This is a genomic window from Lunatimonas lonarensis (assembly GCF_000390185.1).
GTDB lineage: Bacteria > Bacteroidota > Bacteroidia > Cytophagales > Cyclobacteriaceae > Lunatimonas > Lunatimonas lonarensis.
This window is the reverse complement of sequence record NZ_AQHR01000066.1, coordinates 29,262-49,707: the sequence shown is the minus strand read 5'-3', so window position 1 is coordinate 49,707 and position 20,446 is coordinate 29,262. Positions and strand designations below refer to the sequence as shown.

Here is a 20,446-nt window from a genome sequence, read left to right as displayed (position 1 = left end):
TAAAAATCAAAAAAAACAGTTAACTTACCTGCTGACTAACCTTATTGATCTATGAAACGCATTAAAACCATCTTCCTCTCAATGGCCGTAGTGGGCTTATTGCTAGGAACGGGGATCACAGGATGTGGTGGAAAAAAGACTGATTCCGAGAGCGAAAAAACCGAACATCCTTCCGAGGGCAGCGAACACCCCAATGAAGGAGAAAGTAAGGAGCATCCCTCTGAACACCCATCAAACTAGGGCATTGATTGCCATTTTCGAAGTAAAATCCAGAGTGACAAACGGGTGGTTCAGCAGTCGTTTAGAAATACGCGAATCTGGTATCACCCGTTTGACCTTCTGGTAAAGGAAAAACGCGTTGCGAGTTTCACTTCTTTACCATCTATTTCCAAATAGGGGTAGGCAATAAAATTGATAGGGCCTGATGAGGGTCCTGGACTAACCTGCAGGTCTCTGCCTCTGCTGAGCTCCACCCTGTTTGCCGGATGCCTGCCGAAATAGTACGTAGCCAACGCCGTATACTTGTTTGCCTCTGATATATCAACCGGCCACCATTTGCCATCCGCATAGAATTCAGCCCAGCAGTGATATCCATCGATTCCGCCCTCATTTCTATCGGAGGGAATAGACGCGCCGATTGAAAACTTTGCCGGAATCCCGACCGATCTGGCCAGGGAGATGAAATAGCTATGAAACTCCGTGCAATTGCCCGTCTTGCTGTCACAGGCATAGTTTGAGTCCCCCTTTCCAAAATTGCCAAACTTCATATAGCGCATATTGTCAATGATGTAATCATACAGGGCCCTTGCCTGCACTAGCGGCGAGTCATGGATCTTATCACCGAGTGCCTGGCGGGCAATTTCCTCAAAACGACCCCCCGTAGGCATGAGTATATTTGACGCCAGATGAATAGCCGAATCAGGAAAAGGAGCCGGATAGGGGCCTTTTTCCCGTCTTGTGACCGAATAGCTGATCTCCAACTGCTTTTCGCTGTCCTCCGGGCCCAACTCCAAAAAAAGAAGCCTGTTATCGAAAATCGGATCCGTAATTCTCTCGTGCTTTCCTGGAATTTGGATCGATTCAACCTTTATATCTTGGTATTCGTCGGATTCAGCCAAGGGAACCCACATAAACGCCGTACCGCTAAGCTTCGGAATGGTCGCCGTATAGTGAAAAACAAACGAATCCTGTCCTTCAATAACGCCGAGCAAATTATTGCCAGCGTCTTTTAAGGGAACCTTGTACCAGGTTTTATCTTGGCTATTTTGCTTCCAGGAATAAAAAGGCCTTCCATTCAGCTTATGAACCGAATTGCTCCTCACTTTCATGTCACCTGGTTTTCCCTCCATAAAAAAATCCACGTCATACACATCTCCGTGTTCGTCCACTAGATCTACGCAAGCGAAATGCGAATCCGGCCCCAGATTGGAAAGGTATTCAGTGTGAACACGAACCAATTTCATTTTAAGGTCATGGTTTTCGTCCTTTACATGAAAAAAGCCACCATGCTCCTCCTTTTGATCCGCAATAAACTGCTTTATTCCTTCTTCAATCTCCGCGATCGAAACCCGCGACATCGACTCAACCGCTAATTCATCGTTGGAGTCTACCCCGCTTTTTTCAGAAGACTGACAAGCGAACAATGCATAGCTGGACAAAAGGAAATAGGCAATTAACTTCTTCATGTTTTTCAATCTATTTTAATTATTTGGAATGATTTTCCCTAGGTATCTTGGGTACTACTAGCCATCCCATTGAGGCTAAAATAGAAAAAAAATGCCATCTCAGTAACGGAGACGGCATTTTTTAACCATTCAAAATAGACAGGGCTACGATCGCTGACCCAGATTAAACTCTTTCAGTTCCTCCTGTTCTATAAATGGCTGGTTTCTCAACCTCTTACCGGTCGCCCAATAAATGGCATTGGAAATCGCTCCACCTGTTGGCGGCAGTGCGGGTTCTCCCAATCCGGTAGGATCGATTCCGTTATCCACAAAGTGGGTTTCTATTTCAGGAATTTCCTTCATTCGAATCAATCGATAGCTATCGAAATTCTTCTGCTCGGCAAGGCCGTTCTTGATGGTCATGTTTGTGTACATGGCGTGCCCCATACCATCCACCATACCGCCTCTTACTTGCTGGTCGGCACCGGTAGGATTTACCACGATACCACAATCGGTCACGGCGTATATTTTCTCCAAAACCGGGTTGCCTTGATTCATTCGAACTTCGGCCACCTGCGCCACATAGGATCGGTGGGAGAAGTAAACAGAAAAACCCTGGGCCACTCCCTGCTTTTTGCCCCATCCTGATTTCTCGGCGGCCATTTCCACTACTCCACGCATGCGGTCTACGTCATAATGTATGCTTCCGACCGGATTCTTCTTGGCTCGATCAAGCAACTCCAACCTAAACTGAACGGGATCTTTACCCGCTGCTTCCGCTACCTCATCCAAAAATGACTGCTCGGCAAATGCCAGGAAATTGGTAATAGGTGCCCTCCAGGCATTGGTAGTAATATGGGACTTGTAATCAATCGACTCGATAAGTAAGTGATCTACGGAGCCGGATGGGAAATTATTTTCACGGGTGGTATTGCCCGCATTCAGGCCTACCCCTTTCAGTTTGTATCCAATAAACGTATTGTTGGCGTCAAGCGCGGCTTCAAACCGGTATTTTACCGCAGGACGATACGCACCTCCGGTATTGTCATCCTCCCGTGTCCAAATCAACTTTACAGGCGCATTGACCAATTTGGAAACGTGGACAGCTTCTTCCACAAAATCAGCACGAAGCCTTCTGCCAAAGCCTCCTCCCAATCGGGTCATTTCCACGGTAACCTTGTCCGGATCTACCCCGGCTATTTCGGCAGCTGCTGCCTTCGCTCTATCCGGCGTTTGGGTAGGCCCGACCAGCTCCACCCCATCCGGCCTTACATGGGCAAAGAAATTCATTGGCTCCATGGGCGAGTGGGAAAGGAAGGGACACTGGTATTCACTCTTCACAATTTTGGCCGCATTACGGAACGCCGCATTCACATCTCCGTCTTTACGCATTACCTGTGCTTTTCCATTATTCAACAGGTCATCAAAGATACGGTTATGCATTTCAGTACTTTCCAGCTCACCGTCAATCGGCTCATACTGAATATTCAACAGTTTTCGTGCCTTCATCAAGGGCCAGGTAGAGTTGCCCACCACGGCCACATTATCGTTAAACGTTACCACATCGGTAATGCCGTTGACGCCTTTGGCAGCATCTGCATCAAACGATTTTAGCTTCATCCCAAATGGGGGACGCTGCACCATCGCATGTTTCATTCCATCGCGATAGATATCCAGGCCATATAAGGGCTTGCCCGTGAACATCGCTTTATTGTCCACGTTTTTGACCGGAGTTCCGATTATTTTGAAATCCTTGATGTTTTTCAACGGTACGTCCTCCGGAACCTCAATGGACGCCGCCTCTTTTGCAAGTTCTCCGTATCCAAGCTTTTTGCCACTTCCCGCATGGATCACCATACCTTTGTCGGTGGATAAACTACCCGCATCTACATTCAATCGCTTCGCAGCAGCCTCAATCAGCATTCGTCTCGCTGTGGCACCGGCTTTACGCAGGCGTTCCCAAGAATGCGGCATCGCCCCCGAACCTCCGGTCACCTGTCGGTCGTATTTTTCGTTGTCCAAAAAGGCCTGCATTACCCTTACCTTTTCCCAGTCAGCGTCCAACTCTTCGGCAACGATCATAGGGAAGGAGGTCTTGATATTCTGCCCAAGCTCCGGATTTGGAGAATAGATCACAACATGGCCATCCGGCGCGATGGATAAAAAGGCATTGTAGTTAACCGCTTGTGCCAGTAGCTCTTCGTCCGAAACCACACTGATCTTTGGCGAATCACAACCGGAAAAATGGAAGCCTAGCAATAGGCCGCCACCTGCGGTAGCTGCTATTTTCAGGAAATCTCTTCTATTGGTTTTCAGTTGTATACTCATGATTTCTTGGTTTTGGAGGCGGCAAGTAATACAGCTTCTTTGATTCGGTGGTAGGTGCCGCAACGACAGATGTTACCGTTCATTGCTTCCACTAACTCGGATTCCGTTGGCGTTGGGTTTTTCTTCAAAAACGCCACAGCAGTCATGATCTGACCTGCTTGGCAATAGCCACATTGCGCTACGTCGACCTCTCCCCAAGCTTGTTGAACCGGATGATCACCATCCTTCGACAGGCCTTCTATCGTGACCACTTTTTCAGAACCTACTGCTGATACCGGATAATTACAGGATTTCACGGCACTGTCATTGATATGAACGGTGCAAGCACCACACTGGGATATACCGCAGGAATACTTCGTACCTACCAAGCCGAGGTGGTCTCGAAGCACCCATAAAAGAGGGGTGTCCTCGTCTACGTCAACCTGATAACTCTTTCCGTTGATTTGCAAGTTGTAGTTAGCCATTTTTAAGAATCTATTGTTTAAGCAGTTAAATTAGAAAATATTCCCTTTGTTTTCAAAAATTTCGCTTTATTCCCTTTTATTTAGTTTCGATCTACATTAAGGCGCTTCAATTGGCCAACCTGCCATCCAAAAAATCTTGTTTTTTAATTCCCATAAATAAAAACCTTTTGGGGGTTTGATTTATCGTATTTTATAATTAAATTTTGATCCTTGTTGTTTAGATAGTTTTATCAACCCCGAAGACCAAAACCTACCGCTTTCCTATGAGCCGTCCTTTTTTAATAGTCCTTTTTGTCATCCTATTGGTTCTTGCTATCCTTTTCGTAACCCAACCACAGGTTTTGGACAGAATATGGATGTGGCTGGTAGGCTTCGCGGGCTACATCGTGTTGTTGGTACGGCGGGCCTCGGACTCACTGAAAGGACTCTTCGGCAAAACCCCTGCCCTCGGAGAAAATGGATCCCCAAAAACCACTCATCCTGATGAACCCGTGTTTACGGCACCCTCTCCGGTAATTGACGAATTGAAGAGCAAAATCAACGAGCTGGAAGAAAGACTTCAGCAAACCCAGTCAGCAGAAGGAATTCCCCTAAATAGCAGTAGTGTAACGGTACTCCGCTACCTCGACGACGGCCAAACAACCCTAGGCTTGCTTTTTTTGCGGGGCCGTTTTTTTGCCTACACATTGGAAGACACGCACCAAAAAAGTAAAGTCCCGGGACATACCCGTATTCCTGCGGGCACGTATCCGCTCGAACTTAACCGAGTTGTCACACCGCTTACCGAACGATATAGAGGCCGTTTCTCCTGGTTTGACTTTCACATAGAGATAATGGGTATTCCGGGTTTCAGTCGGGTATACATCCATATAGGTAATTCCCATGCCGACACAGAGGGATGTATTCTCATTGCAGACGGTGTAAATGCAGCCGATCCGCAAAAGATGATCACTCATTCGAGGCTTGCATTTGAGCGGTTCTACAAAACGTTACATCCCCAGCTCGATCAAGGTGAAAAATTGAGCATTCAAGTCATGGACGAAGATTGGTTCAAACAGGCACAAATTCTAGAAAAAACAAAAGAACTCGTTTAGTCATAATTCCTGCCAACCACCCCAAAAACAACACTTTTATGACCCCTACTAGCGCAGAAAACCCAAAACCAAAATTTCAGAACAAACACCTATTGTTCGCCCAATTAGGGGCCGTTCTTCTGGGCACCCTTGTGCTTTTGATCGGCGTCGTTCCCGACCTTGACGACAACAACTCCAGCGTGGCTGCTACGCTGGTCCTACTCTTGTCCGTGGGACTGATCTATACGATCGTAGCGAGGCAAATACAGCCAAAGGCAAAACAGATAAACCAAAACAACAATCCCTATCATGGGCTCTTTTTTCGGGGAACGGTTGTGCTGACTTCGCTACTCACGCTATTTGGCATACTGGGATCCTTTTTTGTATACATAGAGCATAGAAATCTTTTTCAAGCCGTTGGCCTGGCGGCAGCAGTTATTTGGATCGCGGTTTTCTTGGTGTACTTTATGTGGTCGGTTTACTTTTATAACATCAACTATGGCATTACCGATGATGATTGGGAACGGATATATGAGCAGGCTGAGCGAAAACGCGCTGGCTTGTTTATCACCGAGAACGAGCAAATTGAGGCACCAAAGTATAACCCCTACAGAAGCCAGACCTTTGGATTGCCGCCCGGAACAGTCAGGGGAATGATCGCCTTTACGTTGTTGATGGGGGGAATGTCCTTGCTGATTACGAGTTTTGGGTCCGGATATACGGGCGTCGACTTGGTTCTGTTAAGGCAGCAGTTTGAGTTTTTTGAAACTGCTTTTCTCATGATGATCGCATTTTATTTTGGGGATAGATCCCTCAAATACATCAGTAGGCGATGGAATGACCCCAATGCTACCGATGCATCCGGCACATCACCTTCACTTGCCAACAGCCAATCACGGAGACCCTTACAAACTGCTCCCCTAGATGACATCGATCTCGAAGACAGGGAGTTCGAGAAAGACGAAAGTGAGTTTACGGAAACGCCTCCCAGCTCCCTCACCGATCAGCGCAACATGCTATCTGCTTCTTTGGATGCCGTATTGGTAGAGCAAGAGGGAAATGAGTTCAATAAGGCAAACGACATGACCTATGCGAAAATCCTTAGCGATATGGACATACGGATCGCCTTGGAAGAATTTGCGGGAAGCACGGGAATAAAACTAAGCCTGCCGGTAGTGAAGGCGGTAATTGCGGTAGAATCATCCGGACGGGGACACCTTGCGGATGGAAGGGCGAAAATATTGTTCGAAGGACATGTGTTTTGGCGAAATCTCGAAAGGCTGGGAGAATCTCCTCAAAATTACGTAAAAGGAAACGAAGACATCCTTTTCCAAAAATGGACCAGGGCACATTACAAAGGAGGCAGCAGGGAATATGACCGCCTGGAGAGAGCCATTTCCATACATCCACAAGCGGCTGTTTATGCGGCATCATGGGGCATGTTTCAGATTTTGGGCGAAAACCTGGACGGATATATCAAAGGGAGAAAGTACAAAGACACCGAGGACTTTGTCAAGCATCAACACGAATCCGAATATTTTCATCTGCTCGATTTCCTGGAATTTATCCGATCCAAAACATCCAGGGGAAACAAATTGATAGACTACATTTCCGAAGGCCGGAGCGGAGACTACGATTGGGAAGCGTTCGCTTTTGGGTACAATGGCAGTGGCTATGCGGTCAGTCAGTACCACACCCGCATGAAAGTTGCCTATGAGAAATTAAAAGCGCAGGGAATATGAGGTTCGTGCGAGGTTATCGATTAACTCCTTGGTTTGCCGTCTTCCTGGTTATGATTGGCGCCTCCTGCAAAAACAACGACCGGGAGTTAGTGGTTGGAAAAATCCAGCAGGCTAGTGACCTGGTTACGGCTGAATTCGTCGTAGACAAAGTAGTTTTTGGAAAGAAATCCAAAAAAGTGTTTTTCATACCTGTAAACGAAGCCTCCTTTCTGGCCTATTCACAGGCAAAGATCAAAACAGGAATAGATTTGAACCGTATCACGGAAAGTGACATCGTCATTGACGGCACCAAAATTTCAATCTCCCTTCCTCCCATTGAAGTGATCAATTTTTCCTACCCCCCGGATAAGTTTGTGGAGGATACCTTGATTTCAAACCCAAATAGGTTTCTGAACAACATCAGTCTAGAAGATCAAGAGGAGTTTTTCCGGATGGCTGAAACGGATATCCGGGAAAGCCTACCCTATTTGGGTATTGTGAAGACATCCCAGGAACATACCAGAAAGATGATGCACTCACTACTCAAGGCACTGGGATTTAACGAGATATACATCAGTTTCCAAGATGATGGGTTAAAGATCCGCCAAGTAACGATTAATGACCCCGTAGACTCCGTGACACCCAAATGATCCGTTGGCTAGCAAATAGTGCCCGCTTCCTGCTGGAGATCGGCTTACTGCTCGGTATCCTAATGCTTGTTTATTGGTGGAATCCTATGGGGATATTTGGTGGCAAACTCAAACTACAGCCAACGGCCACGCTGAGTGTGCAGGTTCGGGATCTGGGCGAGTTGGTAACCGCCGAATACTACGGTGAAGTAATTTCGACCATAGAGGAGGCACAGGTAGATAAACTTGAAGAGCCACAGCTCCTTCAGCATGCCAGTGCTGTCATCGATGAGATCTCTGAGATGTTGGAATACCTCAGAACCTTCCAACGTATGGATGCGGCCCAACAATCCCTTATACTCCAAGGTGAAGAGGCAAGACTCAGCCGCAGAGACCGAAGACGGCTGATCAGTGACGAGGTCTCCCGAACAAATATCCTCGACCGGCTACGCTTTCACGGCGAATGGGAAGTGTTCGAAATCATGCCGTTGCAGGGCGACGTACTTGGCTACCTATTTGAGCGTTCCAACCGACGCACACGAAGTATTCGTTCGAATCTGAATGAAAGTCAAATAAGAGACTTACTCTTTGGGCTGTTTAGCCGTCCACAAGATTTGGGTACCTTCTGGCGGGAAGATGAATTTATGGCGGCCTATTATCAGCGTAAAATGGATCAACTGCCCAGAAACGAGCAGCGTAAGCGGCTGGCTATGATAGGTAGAGGCACCGTCAAGGCAGGGTTTGACCTGAGTGAGGTGACGCAAAACATGTTTTATATTAATGAGGCGTCCAAGGAGTTGCATTTTTTTGGCTTGGCTCCCAAGATTTTGGACGCAGACATCAATCCCTGGTTTATTCCGGAAAAAGGCGTTGCCGGGTTTGATATTCTTACCTATAATGGACGCGTGAACTTCAAAGACGCCAAAAAAGTAAAACAATATGCGGTACAAAAACTGGAAACAAGCGCCCAAAAGGCGAATATTCTGGAAAGTGCCGAGGCGTTTGGTGGCGAATCCCTTAAGAGGCTTTTTAGCTTAATGACCGGAAAGGAAATCGAGTCGGTGTTTTTCCACCACGACCGGATCGTTCAGCTCAGCCAGCAGATCATGAAGGATCGTTTTATCAATTATGAGGAGGCTGTTCTTTTCGAGAGGGCACTCACTAGCGAGCTCGCGACCATCGATTCATTGCAAAACAGCAAAGAAAACCGCTTTAACAATCAACAACTAGCCAATCAAAAATGGAGCGTTCTGCGGCAGATTGTCCGCGATATACAACAGTTTGCGTTCGAAAACGACGAGTGCCGATATGGATACTTTTCTACTTGGGCGTATGAAATGGCCTACAAAGGGCTTCTCGACCACCCGGAAAAGGAAGCAATAACGGCCCTGCGAAAAGGTGTGGGGGATCAGTCTGTTCTGACCGATTCGGCCTTCCTTTTATGGGCTGGGGCAGACACCATGCAGCTACAGGAACATTATAACCAAGCCGTTACATTTCTGATCGCCTCTCAGGTTCCTGTAGGTACCGCAAAAGAATTGGTTTTTCCTGCCAATGCAATCGATAGAAACAAAATAGACAGCCTTCGGGCTACCCTCGCTTCTTTTTCCGGAGAAAATGCCATTTTTCGGTACGTCAGCACCTCCTCTTCTGATAGCTTGTTTCTTACCCATGCGCTCTTTCCATTCCGATACGACCCTACCGAGTGGAATAGGTTGATGAATCAACGATTCACCAGATCTTCGATAACAAGTCTCGCGGATATCCAACCCAATTCCAAAACCAATTCATTTTCCGTCTATTCGGCGCTTGATTTGACGGATGTCAAAGTTGTGGGTACTGATTTTACCAATCTGGTCAACCCAATCTTGCTAAAGCAGTTGGAAGCACTCAATGCTTTTTGTTTGTCTGAATCGATATGCATCATTCAACAGGCCGCGTATTTCGAACCCAAAACCCAGTCTGGTCCATTGCCCGAAGGTTTCTCACCCGAACAAAGGGTTGAGTTGGCAAGCTTTGTTGAAAGATTGATACGAGGACAGGAAATAGAGGCCAAAAAAGGTCCTTTTGAGCGGGCTAACCAATGGATTTGGAGACGATGGGATGAGGCAAGAATCCCTTCAAAAGGTGTTGTAAACCCATTGGGTCGGTAGAAAATCCAACCTGTTACTAATTTTTCAGTTCGACGGTCAAAATTTGATTTCAAAAAAAAGGTATTCTTAATAATATTCCCGTTATTGCCTAAAACTTTAGCATTAACCAACTTCGATTCGAATTAACTTGAATAGGCGCATTAATCTTTTTTATTTTTTGGTAGTTAATATATGTCTACTAGGGTATCCAAGGCCTCTTTTGGCCCAAACTCCGGTAAATGACAGCCTCTATGTGGCGAGTTACCAAAAAATGAGGGCCTTTTTTCCAGAGGTGCATACAGGAGCTCAGTACGCCCGTTCCCAAACCTCGGTAGCAGGCCATCCCTACTTTGGCCCGAATGCGATGGAATACGGAATAGTGACCATTCAAGGTTTTGAATTTTCCAATGTCCCCCTTCAATACGACCTGTTCGATGAAATATTGGTGACACTCACCCCTGCGCGAGGCCAGCGAACGATCATGAATCCAGAGCGGATAAGTGCCTTTGAGTTGGGAGATGGTAGCCGCTTTGTGAAAAAGAATAACGTAGAGGGTTTCTTTTTCCATCGCAATGGTTTTTACCGGGAAATAGCCACGGGCCAACAAAATCTATATTGTAAACACTATAAAGAAATCACGAAAGATAGCTCACCCCTAAACCCCTATATGTCTTATCTCGAGGTAAAACGATTTTTTATTGAAAAAGACGGCATCATGTATTTGATCCGAAGGAAAAAAGACAGCTATCGTCTTTTGTCGATCAACCGCAAGGAAATTCGACCGCGTATCAAGGAACCGCGCCTGAAGTTTAAACGAGACAAAGAAGCGTATTTGCTGGTATTGGTCAACTTTGCCAACGAAAAAACCAACTAAGGATGAGGAAGTGGGGCTTTACGATATTGGGTTTGTTATTTGGTTGGTTTTCGGTTTGGGCCCAAATACCGGAAAGTGAACCCATAAGCGGGATTTTTGCAGGTATCTCGTTTGAGCGGTTCGCCCAAATGGTCGAGGGGCGATCTACCTATCGGTTCTATTTCGACCAAGGCGAGGTGGCATCGATCGAAGTCAACCTAAACGCGAATGAAAACAGTTTGGGTGAACTACTGAGCATCATTTTTTCCGGAACCGGCCTCCGGTATACAATAGACGGATCTAAACGTGTGTTTATTACAGAAGGAAGAGCCTTACAGACCACGTTTCCGCGAAGCTTTTTTCAGCAACGGGAATCGTCTACCTCGGATAGCGCTACTTCCGCAGGGATTTCCGAACAAGACCGGATATTTGCCAAAAACAAACTTTGGGAGATAGGCGCCGCCGGTCGTTCATTCAGCCCCACCCATAGCCGGCTCAGTGGCTCGGTGAAAAGCTCGGAATCCGGTTCGCCAATTATCGGTGCGATCGTCTACGCCGCTGGACAAAATGAACGGGGAATTACCGATGAAAACGGGAATTATAGTATTGTACTGCCCAAGGGACGCCACACGTTGGTATTTCAAAATTTTGGTGCGTACCAAGAACAGCGACAGGTTAACTTGATCGGAGATGGAACCTTGGATGTCTACATGGACGACAACATCATTTCCCTTGGGGAGGTCACGGTCACATCCCAGCGATCCGCCAACATCGAAAGGCCGGAAATGGGACTGGAAAGCATTACCGTGCAGTCCATGAAGAAAATACCGGCTGTAATGGGTGAGGTCGATGTCCTTAAGGCGATCCTGACGCTGCCGGGGGTAAAAACAGTGGGCGAAGCCAGTGTGGGGTTTAATGTCCGGGGAGGTGCGGCGGACCAAAACCTTGTTTTGTTTAACCAAGCCACCGTTTATAACCCGTCCCACCTGTTTGGCCTGTTTTCTGCTTTTAATTCCGACATGATTGAAGGGGTTGACCTTTACAAAGCGGGCATTCCGGTGCAGTATGGTGGAAGGCTGTCTTCCGTACTGGATGTAAAGGCGAAGTATGGAAACCGCGAGAAGATCGAAGGCGGAGGCGGAATCGGCACTATGACCAGCAGACTCTACCTGGAAGGACCTTTGGGCGAAAAAACAACGTTTGCCCTCGGGGGGAGAACCACCTACTCAAATTGGATATTCGGCCTGTTGGACGAAGAATCGGAATTTCGGGAAAGCAGGGCATCCTTTGCCGACGTGAACCTAAATATCAGGCATACATTTAATGAAAAGAACGAAATCCGGATTTCATCCTATGGCAGTAATGATAGTTTTCGATTCGATCGCGACACGACATTCAGGTACCAAAACCGAAACGTCAACCTAAGCTGGGTTCGTTACTTCAACGAAAAACTGGAGGGGGAATTTACGGTAGGACATGATTTTTATGGATTCCAGATTGACGGGAATTTGGATTCATTAAATGCATTTGACTTTGGGTTCAGCATGAACCAATCCCATTGGCGAAACCACTTTACTTATGACCTTTCGGAAAAGCACCGTCTTTCGTTTGGTATGAACCATATTTTGTACCGGCTCTCCGCAGGCAATTTGGATCCCAGGGGCCAAGCCTCGTTGGTAATTCCCCGACAGGTCGAACCCGAGCAGGCCATAGAAAGTGCCATCTATTTAGGCGATGAGTTTGAAATCAATTCGAGGTGGCTGGTTAGCTATGGAGCACGGTACGCGGTTTACAATTACCTCGGCCCCAAAGAAGTAAATCGATATATACCGGGTCAGATTAGAACGGATGCGACGATCGAACGAATTGACAGCTACGAAGCGGGAGATATAGTACATACCTACCATGGCCCAGAAATGCGCATATCAGCCCGGTATTCAATCGATAATATGACCTCCCTAAAAGCCGGCTACAATTCCGGCAGGCAATTCATACATATGTTGAGCAACACAGCGGCTATTTCACCTACCGACACCTGGAAGATGAGTGATCCAAACGTTGCCCCTCAGTTTGGGGAGCAGCTGTCGGTTGGGTATTTTAAAAACTTCAAAAACAATACCGTAGAAACGTCCATCGAAGTGTATTACCGTCGACTTCGAAACCTAGTCGATTTTGGAAGCGGTGCTACCTTGATTCTCAATGAGGCCATAGAGCAGGACATAGTAAATACCCGCGGCAAAGCCTACGGCGTTGAATTGATGGCGAAAAAGACCGTTGGCAAGCTCAACGGCTGGGTAAGTTATACCTACTCCAGGTCCTTGTTGCAGACTTCTGCCGATGAACTGGCTGAGAAAATCAATGACGGACGGTTTTATCCCAGCAACTTCGACCAGCCCCACGATGTTATGATTGCGGCAAATTTTGAGTTTACCAAACGGGTAAATACCTCGCTTAATGCGAATTATAGTACAGGGAGGCCCATTACCCTCCCCATCGCCAAGTTTCAATATGGAGGTTCAGACAGAGTGTTCTATTCAGACCGAAACGAGCACCGGATACCTGATTATTTTCGGGTTGACTTCTCCGTGAATTTGGAGGGAAATCACCGGGTCAGAAAACTGGCGCATGCGTCCTGGTCGTTGGGCATATACAACGTATTGGGGAGAAGCAATCCGTACTCGGTGTATTTCGCACCTGTGAATGGTATCCTGCAAGGCTATCAGCTTTCTATTTTTGCCCAACCCATTCCTTTTATCACCTACAATTTTAAGTTTTGAACGGAATGAACAAACATCAATTGATCCTATCAGTCATTATAATTTCCGGTCTGTTGGCTTCGGTTGCCTGCCGGGAACTGTACGAGCCCGAGATCACTGACATTGACCATCAGTTTTTGGTGGTTGAAGGCTTTTTAGAAGTAGGTGGAAATAACACCAGCGAGATCAAGGTCAGTAGAACCATGCCCATTTATTTCAATGAACCGAACAGGCCGGAGGTAAATGCAACGGTCCGAATCGAAGGATCAAGCTCTGGTTCATGGGTGATGCGGCCAAGCCAACCGGGAACCTATATCCTGGATGATTTTTTGCCCGAAAACCAACGGTACCAAGTACGGATTCAAACCAATAGGGGCGAGTACTTATCAGAGGAAATCACTCCCATAGCCACGCCGGAAGACCTGGAATTGGGATTTACATCCCGGCCTGGATACGTCAGCATATATGCGTCTACAACAGGAAATGAGTCAGCCAAGTATTTTATCTGGGAGTTTAAGGAAGATTGGGAGTTCAGAAGCCCCTTCCAAAACTACTACTTCTTCGATATTGCGTCCAACTCGGTGATGACCACTCCCTTTAATCAGATTGTAGAAAGGTGCTACCTCAATTACGAATCTTCAAATATAATCCTGGAGTCGTCAGAACGCTTTCAAAATCAACGCATTTCACGCAGAGAAATCCAACGGATAGATACACTGTCCGAAAAACTTGGCGAGAGATATAGCATCCTCGTAAAACAACGGGGATTGGATCGGGGCGCATTCGAATTTTGGGATGCCATGCGAAAAAATTCCGATGAAATCGGTGGAATTTTCAGCCCAATGCCTTCGATCATAGGAACCAACATCCGGAATGTCTCCAACCCAAATGAACCGGTAATAGGCTATATCAGTGCCGGAAAAACAGTGGAGAAACGAATGTATATTGATAAAAGGGACTTAAGTGGCTGGGCAACCCGCATCGAAGACTATCGATTCTGCTCCTTGGACACCGTTACCCCTATGGACTACCAGGACATGTATGTAATTGCCGGACTGGTACCTGTGATCCCCATCTGTGAGGGGGCAGTCTGTGTGACCTATCTGGCAGCTCCTGCCAGCTGTACCGATTGCAGACAGAGAGGCAATCAGTTCCCCCCGGACTTCTGGGAACCCTATGACCACACTACTCCATAAATAACGTCATGGCTGTATTCATCTCGAAACGAAAAAGCGTACTCTTACTTGTCCTAGGTTTAATAACCTTGGGCTATTCCAAGGCGCAGCAAGAGCCCTTGGAAGAGGAGGTTTTCGCGATCACGTCTGACGAGTACGTGATGCCGGGCGAACTCCTTTGGATAGAGGCGCGGGTCACTCACCAAGGAAAGCCGACCCCTTCGAAGGTATTGTACATAGAACTGCTCAACAGAGAGGGCGTACCGGTAGTACAGGAAATGGCTCCCATAAAAAACGGAATCGCCGAAGGCTACCTACCTATCAATGACTTACTTCCCTCAGACTATTACTTGCTGCGGGCATATACCAAAGTAAGCCCTTATTTTTCGGTGTCCAAGGGCATGCACCATCAGTTTGTCGCCGTAATCAATCCCCTATTACCGCCAAAAGCCACCCTTCCCACCCCAGGATTAGTACCGAAAAATCCAAATGAAAATTCCGCTCAAAACCTACCGTTGGTCGGTCTGCCTGTAGACGGGGTGATAAAGTCAGGGGAATCTGTTTCCCTTCGTCTGAAGGAAGATATAGTAGGAGATGTTACCATCGCAGTCAGTTATCTGGGCGATCTTCCTCCGGTACCTTTGCCGGACTTCACCGACCTGTATGCGGGCCCTACCTTTTCACCAATTCCACAACCTGAGATATTCGGACACATAATCCAGGGAAGAGTACTTTCTGCCTCTGTAGACACCACAATAACCCACTACCTTTCGGCGCATGGAAAGACTTCCAAGCTAATGATCAGTAAGCCCTTGCCAGATGGCAGATTGATCTTTGAAGCAGCCGAATTTCAGCAGTTTGAGTTCGTGATCGTACAGTCCGAATACCCGGATTCGCCGCTCGATTTTATGCTGGATTCACCTTTCTGGCCTGAAAAACCACGACCTTCTTTTCTGTTTCCATCACTCCAGCTTTCAGAAAATCTCATTGGTACCTTGCAAAACAGACTGCTTGCCAATCAAACAAGCGGATATTATTATCCCGAAAGTCCCATCGAACCACTTACCTACCCGCCGTTTTTGGTTGCAGACTATACCTATTTGATGGATGACTACAATCGGTTTGACGATATGGCAACGGTGATCAGAGAATACGTGCCCACGGTGCTGGTACGGCGTGAAAACAGAAGGACCATATTCAAAAACGTAAACAAGCCGGCATCTGTCGTATTTCAAAACAATCCCCTTATCCTGATCGATGCCATGCCGATCTTGGACAGCGATGCATTTTCCAAATTTAACCCAAAGGAAATCAAACAGATGGATATAGTAAACAGAGAATTCTATTTAGACCATAAGGACTACGATGGAGTGATCAATCTTACTTCCTTCGAAAATGACTTTGGAAAATTTGACCTACCAAAAAATGCCCTTTTCATCGCCTATAAGGGCCTACAAATACCGAGAAATACAGAATTGGCACGGGGAAAGAATACCAATCGTCGAAGCCCGGATTTTCGTTCGCTTAGGGCTTGGTGCAGGGCATCCGGCACAACTACCTGCGACTTTGACACAGGCTTATTGTCCGGGAAATTTCAACTGAGATATATCCATTGGCAGCGGCCTTTGTCAAACATGGGAAGCATACGAATCGATGCCGAATAGATCACTCACATTCCCATAATAATCTGCAGGGAGAGTTTGTCCTCTACTTGTATCAGTCCTCCCAATTTCTTAGGCGGCACAAGATCCAGCATCTCAAAGGACAGATCTACCTCCCCTATCAGCTTGTTTGTTTCGTGCCGGAATACCACGTCGTCGAGAAAAAGTTGCTTTCCGGCTAAATTTACATCCAAATCACTGACAAACATATTCCTTTTTCGGGTGAGGGATCTTACCGTCACTTTACAAGTCGGAAATTCCTCCGCTTTAATGGTTGCCCTAAAATCCCTATTGAGCAAAAAATTACCACAACCAAATCGGTCTACAGGAATCACAAAATCAAGGTGCTTTGACTTGGGGATATTACCTGTAAAGAGCGTATCACTTAGTTTTTCACTTCCGTAGGCGCATTCAAACCTTCCGATGGAGGTTACTCCTTTTACACGGATCTCCTTTTCCTTTATCACAAACAGTTCCTCTATCGGGGTGCTGGAAAGTAAAAGAAATGTGCCAATGAAAAACCAAGCGATACGCATAGCTTTAGCTTCTTTGATTAAAACCCGATCACGCCTTCGATCATGAACCCGTTAAATTTACCTCCGTTTCGGATATCAGACGCAGCAAAGTCATTGTAGTTTTGACTTACGTACTCAAATTTAGTCAAAATATTTTTGGTAATAAACCAACCTCCACCGACTTGTACCCTGTTGATGCTGGGCGAGGTGCCGTTTGGCAGGTCGCCATTGACTTCGTTGTAACGGCCCGCAACGTAAAACTTCTCGTGTGCACCAAATCTGTATACTGCGTCGATTCCAAGCTGATTCCAGGTACGGTCTGTGGTTTCATTTGCAGCCTTGCCTTTGGTTTGTTCAATGTTTCCAAAAAGTTCCAATCCCTGAAATTTAACGAAGGGGTTCAAAACCATCGCAGTCACATTGTCTCTCATTCCCGGATTGAACCTTCCGGAGGTAAACTGAGCCGCTGTGGTTGCCAGCGTGTTTTCAAGCACCATGTAATACCTGGAACCTGCCCTATCTCCACCCCATAAAGTGTTGTTTACCGATCCCGCAGTTGTATAAACCGATCCCGTCAAGCGTACCCTCAGGTCATCATTTAGTTGCTTGTCATAGCCCAGTTTCCCTATAAAGGTAGGCTTCCTCCTATCCGGATTGGTAACACCTCCTTGAATCTCTCCACCGGTCATCGAGGCCACCGCTAAAAATCCCTGATCTTGGAAAATGACTTCACCTCCGATTTCCGTCGTGAAGGCGTCCATAATGTAGTTTCCCACAAAAGGATTGTAAAGGGCATTTCCATTGTCAGACCTTCGGTAGTGCGCATCACCATAGTTTATCTCCATATGCCCGACTTTGACAGTGACCTTTTCCATGATTCTATCCAGTACGGGACTGTTCAGAAAGGGCACCTTGTCAAGCTGCAAGTAGCCTCCTTTTACCCACGACTCCGGGTGGTGACGAGAGGACAAATAAGTCACCAAGTTCATACGAACACCATCCGCCAATGCCACATCTATGTTCAAGTTGGCAGTAGCTAAATTAAAACCAGGCCCTATGTTCATCAATTGATTGATGTTAACATCGTTCTGGTTCAAGACTACCGATGCGGTGTTTGAATGGCTAAGCGACTGAAATTGCTGGGCAAAGGCTCCTCCCAGCCGTACTTTAACACCATCAAAGGCTACCGTGTCCTCTTTTCCAGTTTCGAACACGTTGATACCCCGCTGATCATACGAACGCCAAAACTGCATATCCCTGTCATCTTGCGCCATGAGGCCAGAGGATAACATGCCAGCCAATCCCGATAAAATAAGATACTTTCTCATAAATTTTGAATAGGTTAAGTTGATTTAGTTTATTTCTGCTAGCGTAAGCTCGATGGAGAGGGATACCTCATCGCCGGTCCGGATAGAACCTAACATGGCTGTTGGTGGATCTATCCCAAAGTCGGTGAGTTTGAATTTAGTGGTTGATTGAAGGGTGACGCGGGAACCAGATGTGGAAACCGTGCTATCAAAAGTGACCGGCTTTTTGGTGCCGGCAAGCTCAAGCGTGCCTATTAATTGCCATCTGTCTCCCTGCTTTCTTGCCTCGGTCAATTGAAATTTCACTTCCTTATGTGTATCAGTCTTTAGGGCACGGTAGGCATTCCCATCCATCTGCCGCTTACCGCTCTTGATACTCTCGGCAGGCATGGAAAGACTGCCCGCATGAATGGCCTGCACGGCATTGCCGGACAAAGAAATCCTAGCGGAACCGGTGGCCTGGTCAGACACCATATCCCAATCGTGCAAGGTCGAAGTACCCGACACTTTCAGAGATGGTTTGCCTTCGATGCGAAACTCCCGTTGGGCCTGAAGTTGAAGGCTTACCAAACCTAACAGCAAAATACACAGTGTGATAGTCTTAAAGTTCATCTTTTTATTATTAAATGATTGCATAGTACGAAATCAATAAATAGGCTGGCCACACTGGGTGGCATCTCCCTTTTGCTGGCTCAAAATTAAATAGAAGAATAAGCCTAAAACATGACCTAAATCAGTTTTATCCATGAAAGAATTCAGGTTGTAAAATTTAATATAAATATTTGATATTCAATATTTTAAAAAATACACTTGAAGATATTAGAATCTATATTCTATAAAAGTCACAAAATAAAATATGTCAATCCATTAAAGTCACCACATGCAGATCGTATTTTTTAGCTGCAATAAATTATGAATTTACCGGAAACTATTTTTTTTCAAAATGAACAAAAAATATAGGCTGGAACGAATGCGGACGCCACATCGTTACCTTCGAAGGCTATAGATTCCATGTGTTTCAAGGGGAAACCGGGACTTGGCTTTGCTCAGCCTATTTAAAGAAAAGACTAATGGACCCATCTACACCCTATTCGATACTGGACCTTGCCATTCTACGTGAAGGATACGACGCGCGAGACGCCTATCACCGTACCCTGGATCTTACCCAGCAGGTAGAGCAAATGGGGTTTAAGCGTTTCTGGGTGGCCGAGCATCATAATATGGCGAACGTAGCGAGTTCGGCACCTACGTTATTAATGGGCTACCTTGCCCAGGGCACCCAACATATTCGAATAGGTTCAGGAGGCATTATGTTACCGAACCATAGCCCATTGATGGTGGCAGAACAGATAGGATTTCTGGAAACCTTATATCCTGGACGGATTGATCTGGGACTGGGGAGGGCTCCGGGAACCGACCAACGAACGGCAGCTGTGCTGCGCCGAGGCCGAATGGAAAGTATCCAAGAGTTCCCAAACGACCTTGAAGACCTCAAATCTTATTTTTCGGAAGATAACTGGGATGCACCGGTGCGGGCTTTTCCTGCGGAAGGGCTTCAAGTGCCTATGTTTTTACTTGGCTCAAGTTTGTACAGTGCTGGACTCGCTGCCAAAAAGGGAATGCCCTATGTTTTTGCCAGCCATTTCGCGCCAAGCCATTTTTCCCAGGCGGCCCATTTCTACAGGGTAAACTTCACGCCTTCCGCTGAAAACCCGAAACCCTATTTTATCGCCTGTGTCAACATGATATTGGCAGAGTCTGAGGAACGGGCTCAATTTCTGGCATCTTCTTTTTATCAACTGGCTTTAGGGATCGTGCGGGGCAAGTCCTATCCATTAAAACAACCCATACCTGAAATGAGAGCCGTTTGGACCGAGCGGGAAGAGGCTGCCGTAGAAAACATGCTGGCCTATAGTTTTATTGGAACGCCAAAATCGGTGAGGCCCGCATTGGAGCGGTTTATTGCCAAAGGCTACGTGGATGAACTTATGGTTTCTTGCAACATGTATGACCACGGGGACAGCCTCACCTCCTATCGACTGGTAAGGAACCTTATGCTAAAAATACGCAAAAATGCGTACCTATTGGATAAACCATAAAGCCGTATTCCACTTCAAAAGAACCAACGTATTGGTGAAATTTGGCCTGAAATACGGCTTTGCTTAGTT

The 20,446-nt window shown here is 46.5% G+C and carries 16 protein-coding genes; 10 read left to right on the top strand and 6 right to left on the bottom strand.

Features of this window, described 5'->3' with window-relative positions; genetic code table 11:
• Positions 1-51 precede the first annotated feature (51 nt).
• Positions 52-240 (top strand): hypothetical protein, encoded by a 189-nt coding sequence (locus tag ADIS_RS22710; protein ID WP_081634916.1) that lies wholly within the window; start codon positions 52-54, stop codon positions 238-240.
• Between the two features lie 83 nt (positions 241-323).
• Here ADIS_RS22710 and ADIS_RS10965 read toward each other — a convergent pair whose 3' ends face one another.
• The 3 genes from ADIS_RS10965 to ADIS_RS10955 all read right to left on the bottom strand — a co-directional run bounded on the left by ADIS_RS10965 (position 324) and on the right by ADIS_RS10955 (position 4,456).
• A complete protein-coding gene (locus ADIS_RS10965) occupies positions 324-1,685 on the bottom strand; it encodes a transglutaminase-like domain-containing protein (protein WP_010854562.1) in 1,362 nt (453 codons plus the stop codon).
• A gap of 144 nt (positions 1,686-1,829) precedes the next feature.
• A complete protein-coding gene (locus ADIS_RS10960; protein WP_010854561.1) occupies positions 1,830-3,992 on the bottom strand; it encodes a xanthine dehydrogenase family protein molybdopterin-binding subunit in 2,163 nt (720 codons plus the stop codon).
• Positions 3,989-4,456, bottom strand: a complete 468-nt coding sequence (locus ADIS_RS10955) for a (2Fe-2S)-binding protein (RefSeq protein WP_010854560.1) — start codon at positions 4,454-4,456, stop codon at positions 3,989-3,991. The genes ADIS_RS10960 and ADIS_RS10955 overlap by 4 nt, the downstream gene beginning before the upstream one ends.
• A gap of 263 nt (positions 4,457-4,719) precedes the next feature.
• Between ADIS_RS10955 and ADIS_RS22340 the strand changes: the two genes are divergently transcribed.
• The 8 genes from ADIS_RS22340 (at position 4,720) to ADIS_RS10915 (ending at position 16,459) form a co-directional block, all read left to right on the top strand.
• Complete coding sequence (locus ADIS_RS22340) at positions 4,720-5,550, top strand: DUF5675 family protein (protein WP_010854559.1); 831 nt, start codon at positions 4,720-4,722, stop codon at positions 5,548-5,550.
• A gap of 38 nt (positions 5,551-5,588) precedes the next feature.
• On the top strand, positions 5,589-7,271 hold the full coding sequence (locus ADIS_RS22335; protein ID WP_010854558.1) for an N-acetylmuramidase family protein: 1,683 nt from the start codon (positions 5,589-5,591) through the stop codon (positions 7,269-7,271).
• Complete coding sequence (locus tag ADIS_RS10940; RefSeq protein ID WP_155907380.1) at positions 7,268-7,900, top strand: DUF4230 domain-containing protein; 633 nt, start codon at positions 7,268-7,270, stop codon at positions 7,898-7,900. The genes ADIS_RS22335 and ADIS_RS10940 overlap by 4 nt, the downstream gene beginning before the upstream one ends.
• Positions 7,897-10,032 (top strand): DUF4230 domain-containing protein, encoded by a 2,136-nt coding sequence (locus tag ADIS_RS10935; protein WP_010854556.1) that lies wholly within the window; start codon positions 7,897-7,899, stop codon positions 10,030-10,032. Before ADIS_RS10940 ends, ADIS_RS10935 begins: the two co-directional genes overlap by 4 nt.
• A 199-nt stretch (positions 10,033-10,231) precedes the next feature.
• Positions 10,232-10,885 (top strand): hypothetical protein, encoded by a 654-nt coding sequence (locus ADIS_RS10930; protein WP_010854555.1) that lies wholly within the window; start codon positions 10,232-10,234, stop codon positions 10,883-10,885.
• A gap of 2 nt (positions 10,886-10,887) precedes the next feature.
• Positions 10,888-13,641 carry a TonB-dependent receptor gene (locus ADIS_RS10925; protein WP_010854554.1) on the top strand — a complete coding sequence of 918 codons (2,754 nt, stop codon included), beginning with the start codon at positions 10,888-10,890 and terminating at the stop codon, positions 13,639-13,641.
• A gap of 5 nt (positions 13,642-13,646) precedes the next feature.
• On the top strand, positions 13,647-14,816 hold the full coding sequence (locus ADIS_RS10920) for a DUF4249 domain-containing protein (RefSeq protein WP_155907378.1): 1,170 nt from the start codon (positions 13,647-13,649) through the stop codon (positions 14,814-14,816).
• 8 nt (positions 14,817-14,824) lie between these two features.
• Positions 14,825-16,459, top strand: a complete 1,635-nt coding sequence (locus ADIS_RS10915; RefSeq protein ID WP_010854552.1) for a hypothetical protein — start codon at positions 14,825-14,827, stop codon at positions 16,457-16,459.
• 5 nt (positions 16,460-16,464) lie between these two features.
• Here ADIS_RS10915 and ADIS_RS10910 read toward each other — a convergent pair whose 3' ends face one another.
• Genes ADIS_RS10910 through ADIS_RS10900 form a run of 3 tightly spaced genes read right to left on the bottom strand, consistent with a single transcriptional unit; the run spans position 16,465 to position 18,890 of the window.
• A complete protein-coding gene (locus tag ADIS_RS10910) occupies positions 16,465-16,992 on the bottom strand; it encodes a hypothetical protein (RefSeq protein ID WP_010854551.1) in 528 nt (175 codons plus the stop codon).
• Positions 16,993-17,009: 17 nt separating this feature from the next.
• Positions 17,010-18,299 carry a hypothetical protein gene (locus tag ADIS_RS10905; RefSeq protein WP_010854550.1) on the bottom strand — a complete coding sequence of 430 codons (1,290 nt, stop codon included), beginning with the start codon at positions 18,297-18,299 and terminating at the stop codon, positions 17,010-17,012.
• Positions 18,300-18,323: 24 nt separating this feature from the next.
• On the bottom strand, positions 18,324-18,890 hold the full coding sequence (locus ADIS_RS10900; RefSeq protein WP_010854549.1) for a YceI family protein: 567 nt from the start codon (positions 18,888-18,890) through the stop codon (positions 18,324-18,326).
• Positions 18,891-19,348: 458 nt separating this feature from the next.
• Between ADIS_RS10900 and ADIS_RS10895 the strand changes: the two genes are divergently transcribed.
• Positions 19,349-20,377, top strand: coding sequence for an LLM class flavin-dependent oxidoreductase (locus ADIS_RS10895; protein ID WP_010854548.1), 1,029 nt, complete (start codon positions 19,349-19,351; stop codon positions 20,375-20,377).
• The last annotated feature ends 69 nt before the right edge of the window (positions 20,378-20,446 follow it).

Excerpts from the sequence above, each read along its gene's own strand:
- ADIS_RS10910 (WP_010854551.1), bottom strand. The coding sequence starts at position 16,992 with ATGCGTATCGCTTGGTTTTTCATTGGCACATTTCTTTTACTTTCCAGC.
- ADIS_RS10905 (WP_010854550.1), bottom strand. The coding sequence starts at position 18,299 with ATGAGAAAGTATCTTATTTTATCGGGATTGGCTGGCATGTTATCCTCT.
- ADIS_RS10895 (WP_010854548.1), top strand. The coding sequence starts at position 19,349 with ATGGACCCATCTACACCCTATTCGATACTGGACCTTGCCATTCTACGT.
- ADIS_RS10935 (WP_010854556.1), top strand. The coding sequence starts at position 7,897 with ATGATCCGTTGGCTAGCAAATAGTGCCCGCTTCCTGCTGGAGATCGGC.
- ADIS_RS10955 (WP_010854560.1), bottom strand. The coding sequence starts at position 4,456 with ATGGCTAACTACAACTTGCAAATCAACGGAAAGAGTTATCAGGTTGAC.
- ADIS_RS10960 (WP_010854561.1), bottom strand. The coding sequence starts at position 3,992 with ATGAGTATACAACTGAAAACCAATAGAAGAGATTTCCTGAAAATAGCA.
- ADIS_RS10915 (WP_010854552.1), top strand. The coding sequence starts at position 14,825 with ATGGCTGTATTCATCTCGAAACGAAAAAGCGTACTCTTACTTGTCCTA.
- ADIS_RS10925 (WP_010854554.1), top strand. The coding sequence starts at position 10,888 with ATGAGGAAGTGGGGCTTTACGATATTGGGTTTGTTATTTGGTTGGTTT.
- ADIS_RS10940 (WP_155907380.1), top strand. The coding sequence starts at position 7,268 with ATGAGGTTCGTGCGAGGTTATCGATTAACTCCTTGGTTTGCCGTCTTC.
- ADIS_RS10965 (WP_010854562.1), bottom strand. The coding sequence starts at position 1,685 with ATGAAGAAGTTAATTGCCTATTTCCTTTTGTCCAGCTATGCATTGTTC.
- ADIS_RS22340 (WP_010854559.1), top strand. The coding sequence starts at position 4,720 with ATGAGCCGTCCTTTTTTAATAGTCCTTTTTGTCATCCTATTGGTTCTT.
- ADIS_RS22710 (WP_081634916.1), top strand. The coding sequence starts at position 52 with ATGAAACGCATTAAAACCATCTTCCTCTCAATGGCCGTAGTGGGCTTA.
- ADIS_RS10900 (WP_010854549.1), bottom strand. The coding sequence starts at position 18,890 with ATGAACTTTAAGACTATCACACTGTGTATTTTGCTGTTAGGTTTGGTA.
- ADIS_RS10920 (WP_155907378.1), top strand. The coding sequence starts at position 13,647 with ATGAACAAACATCAATTGATCCTATCAGTCATTATAATTTCCGGTCTG.
- ADIS_RS22335 (WP_010854558.1), top strand. The coding sequence starts at position 5,589 with ATGACCCCTACTAGCGCAGAAAACCCAAAACCAAAATTTCAGAACAAA.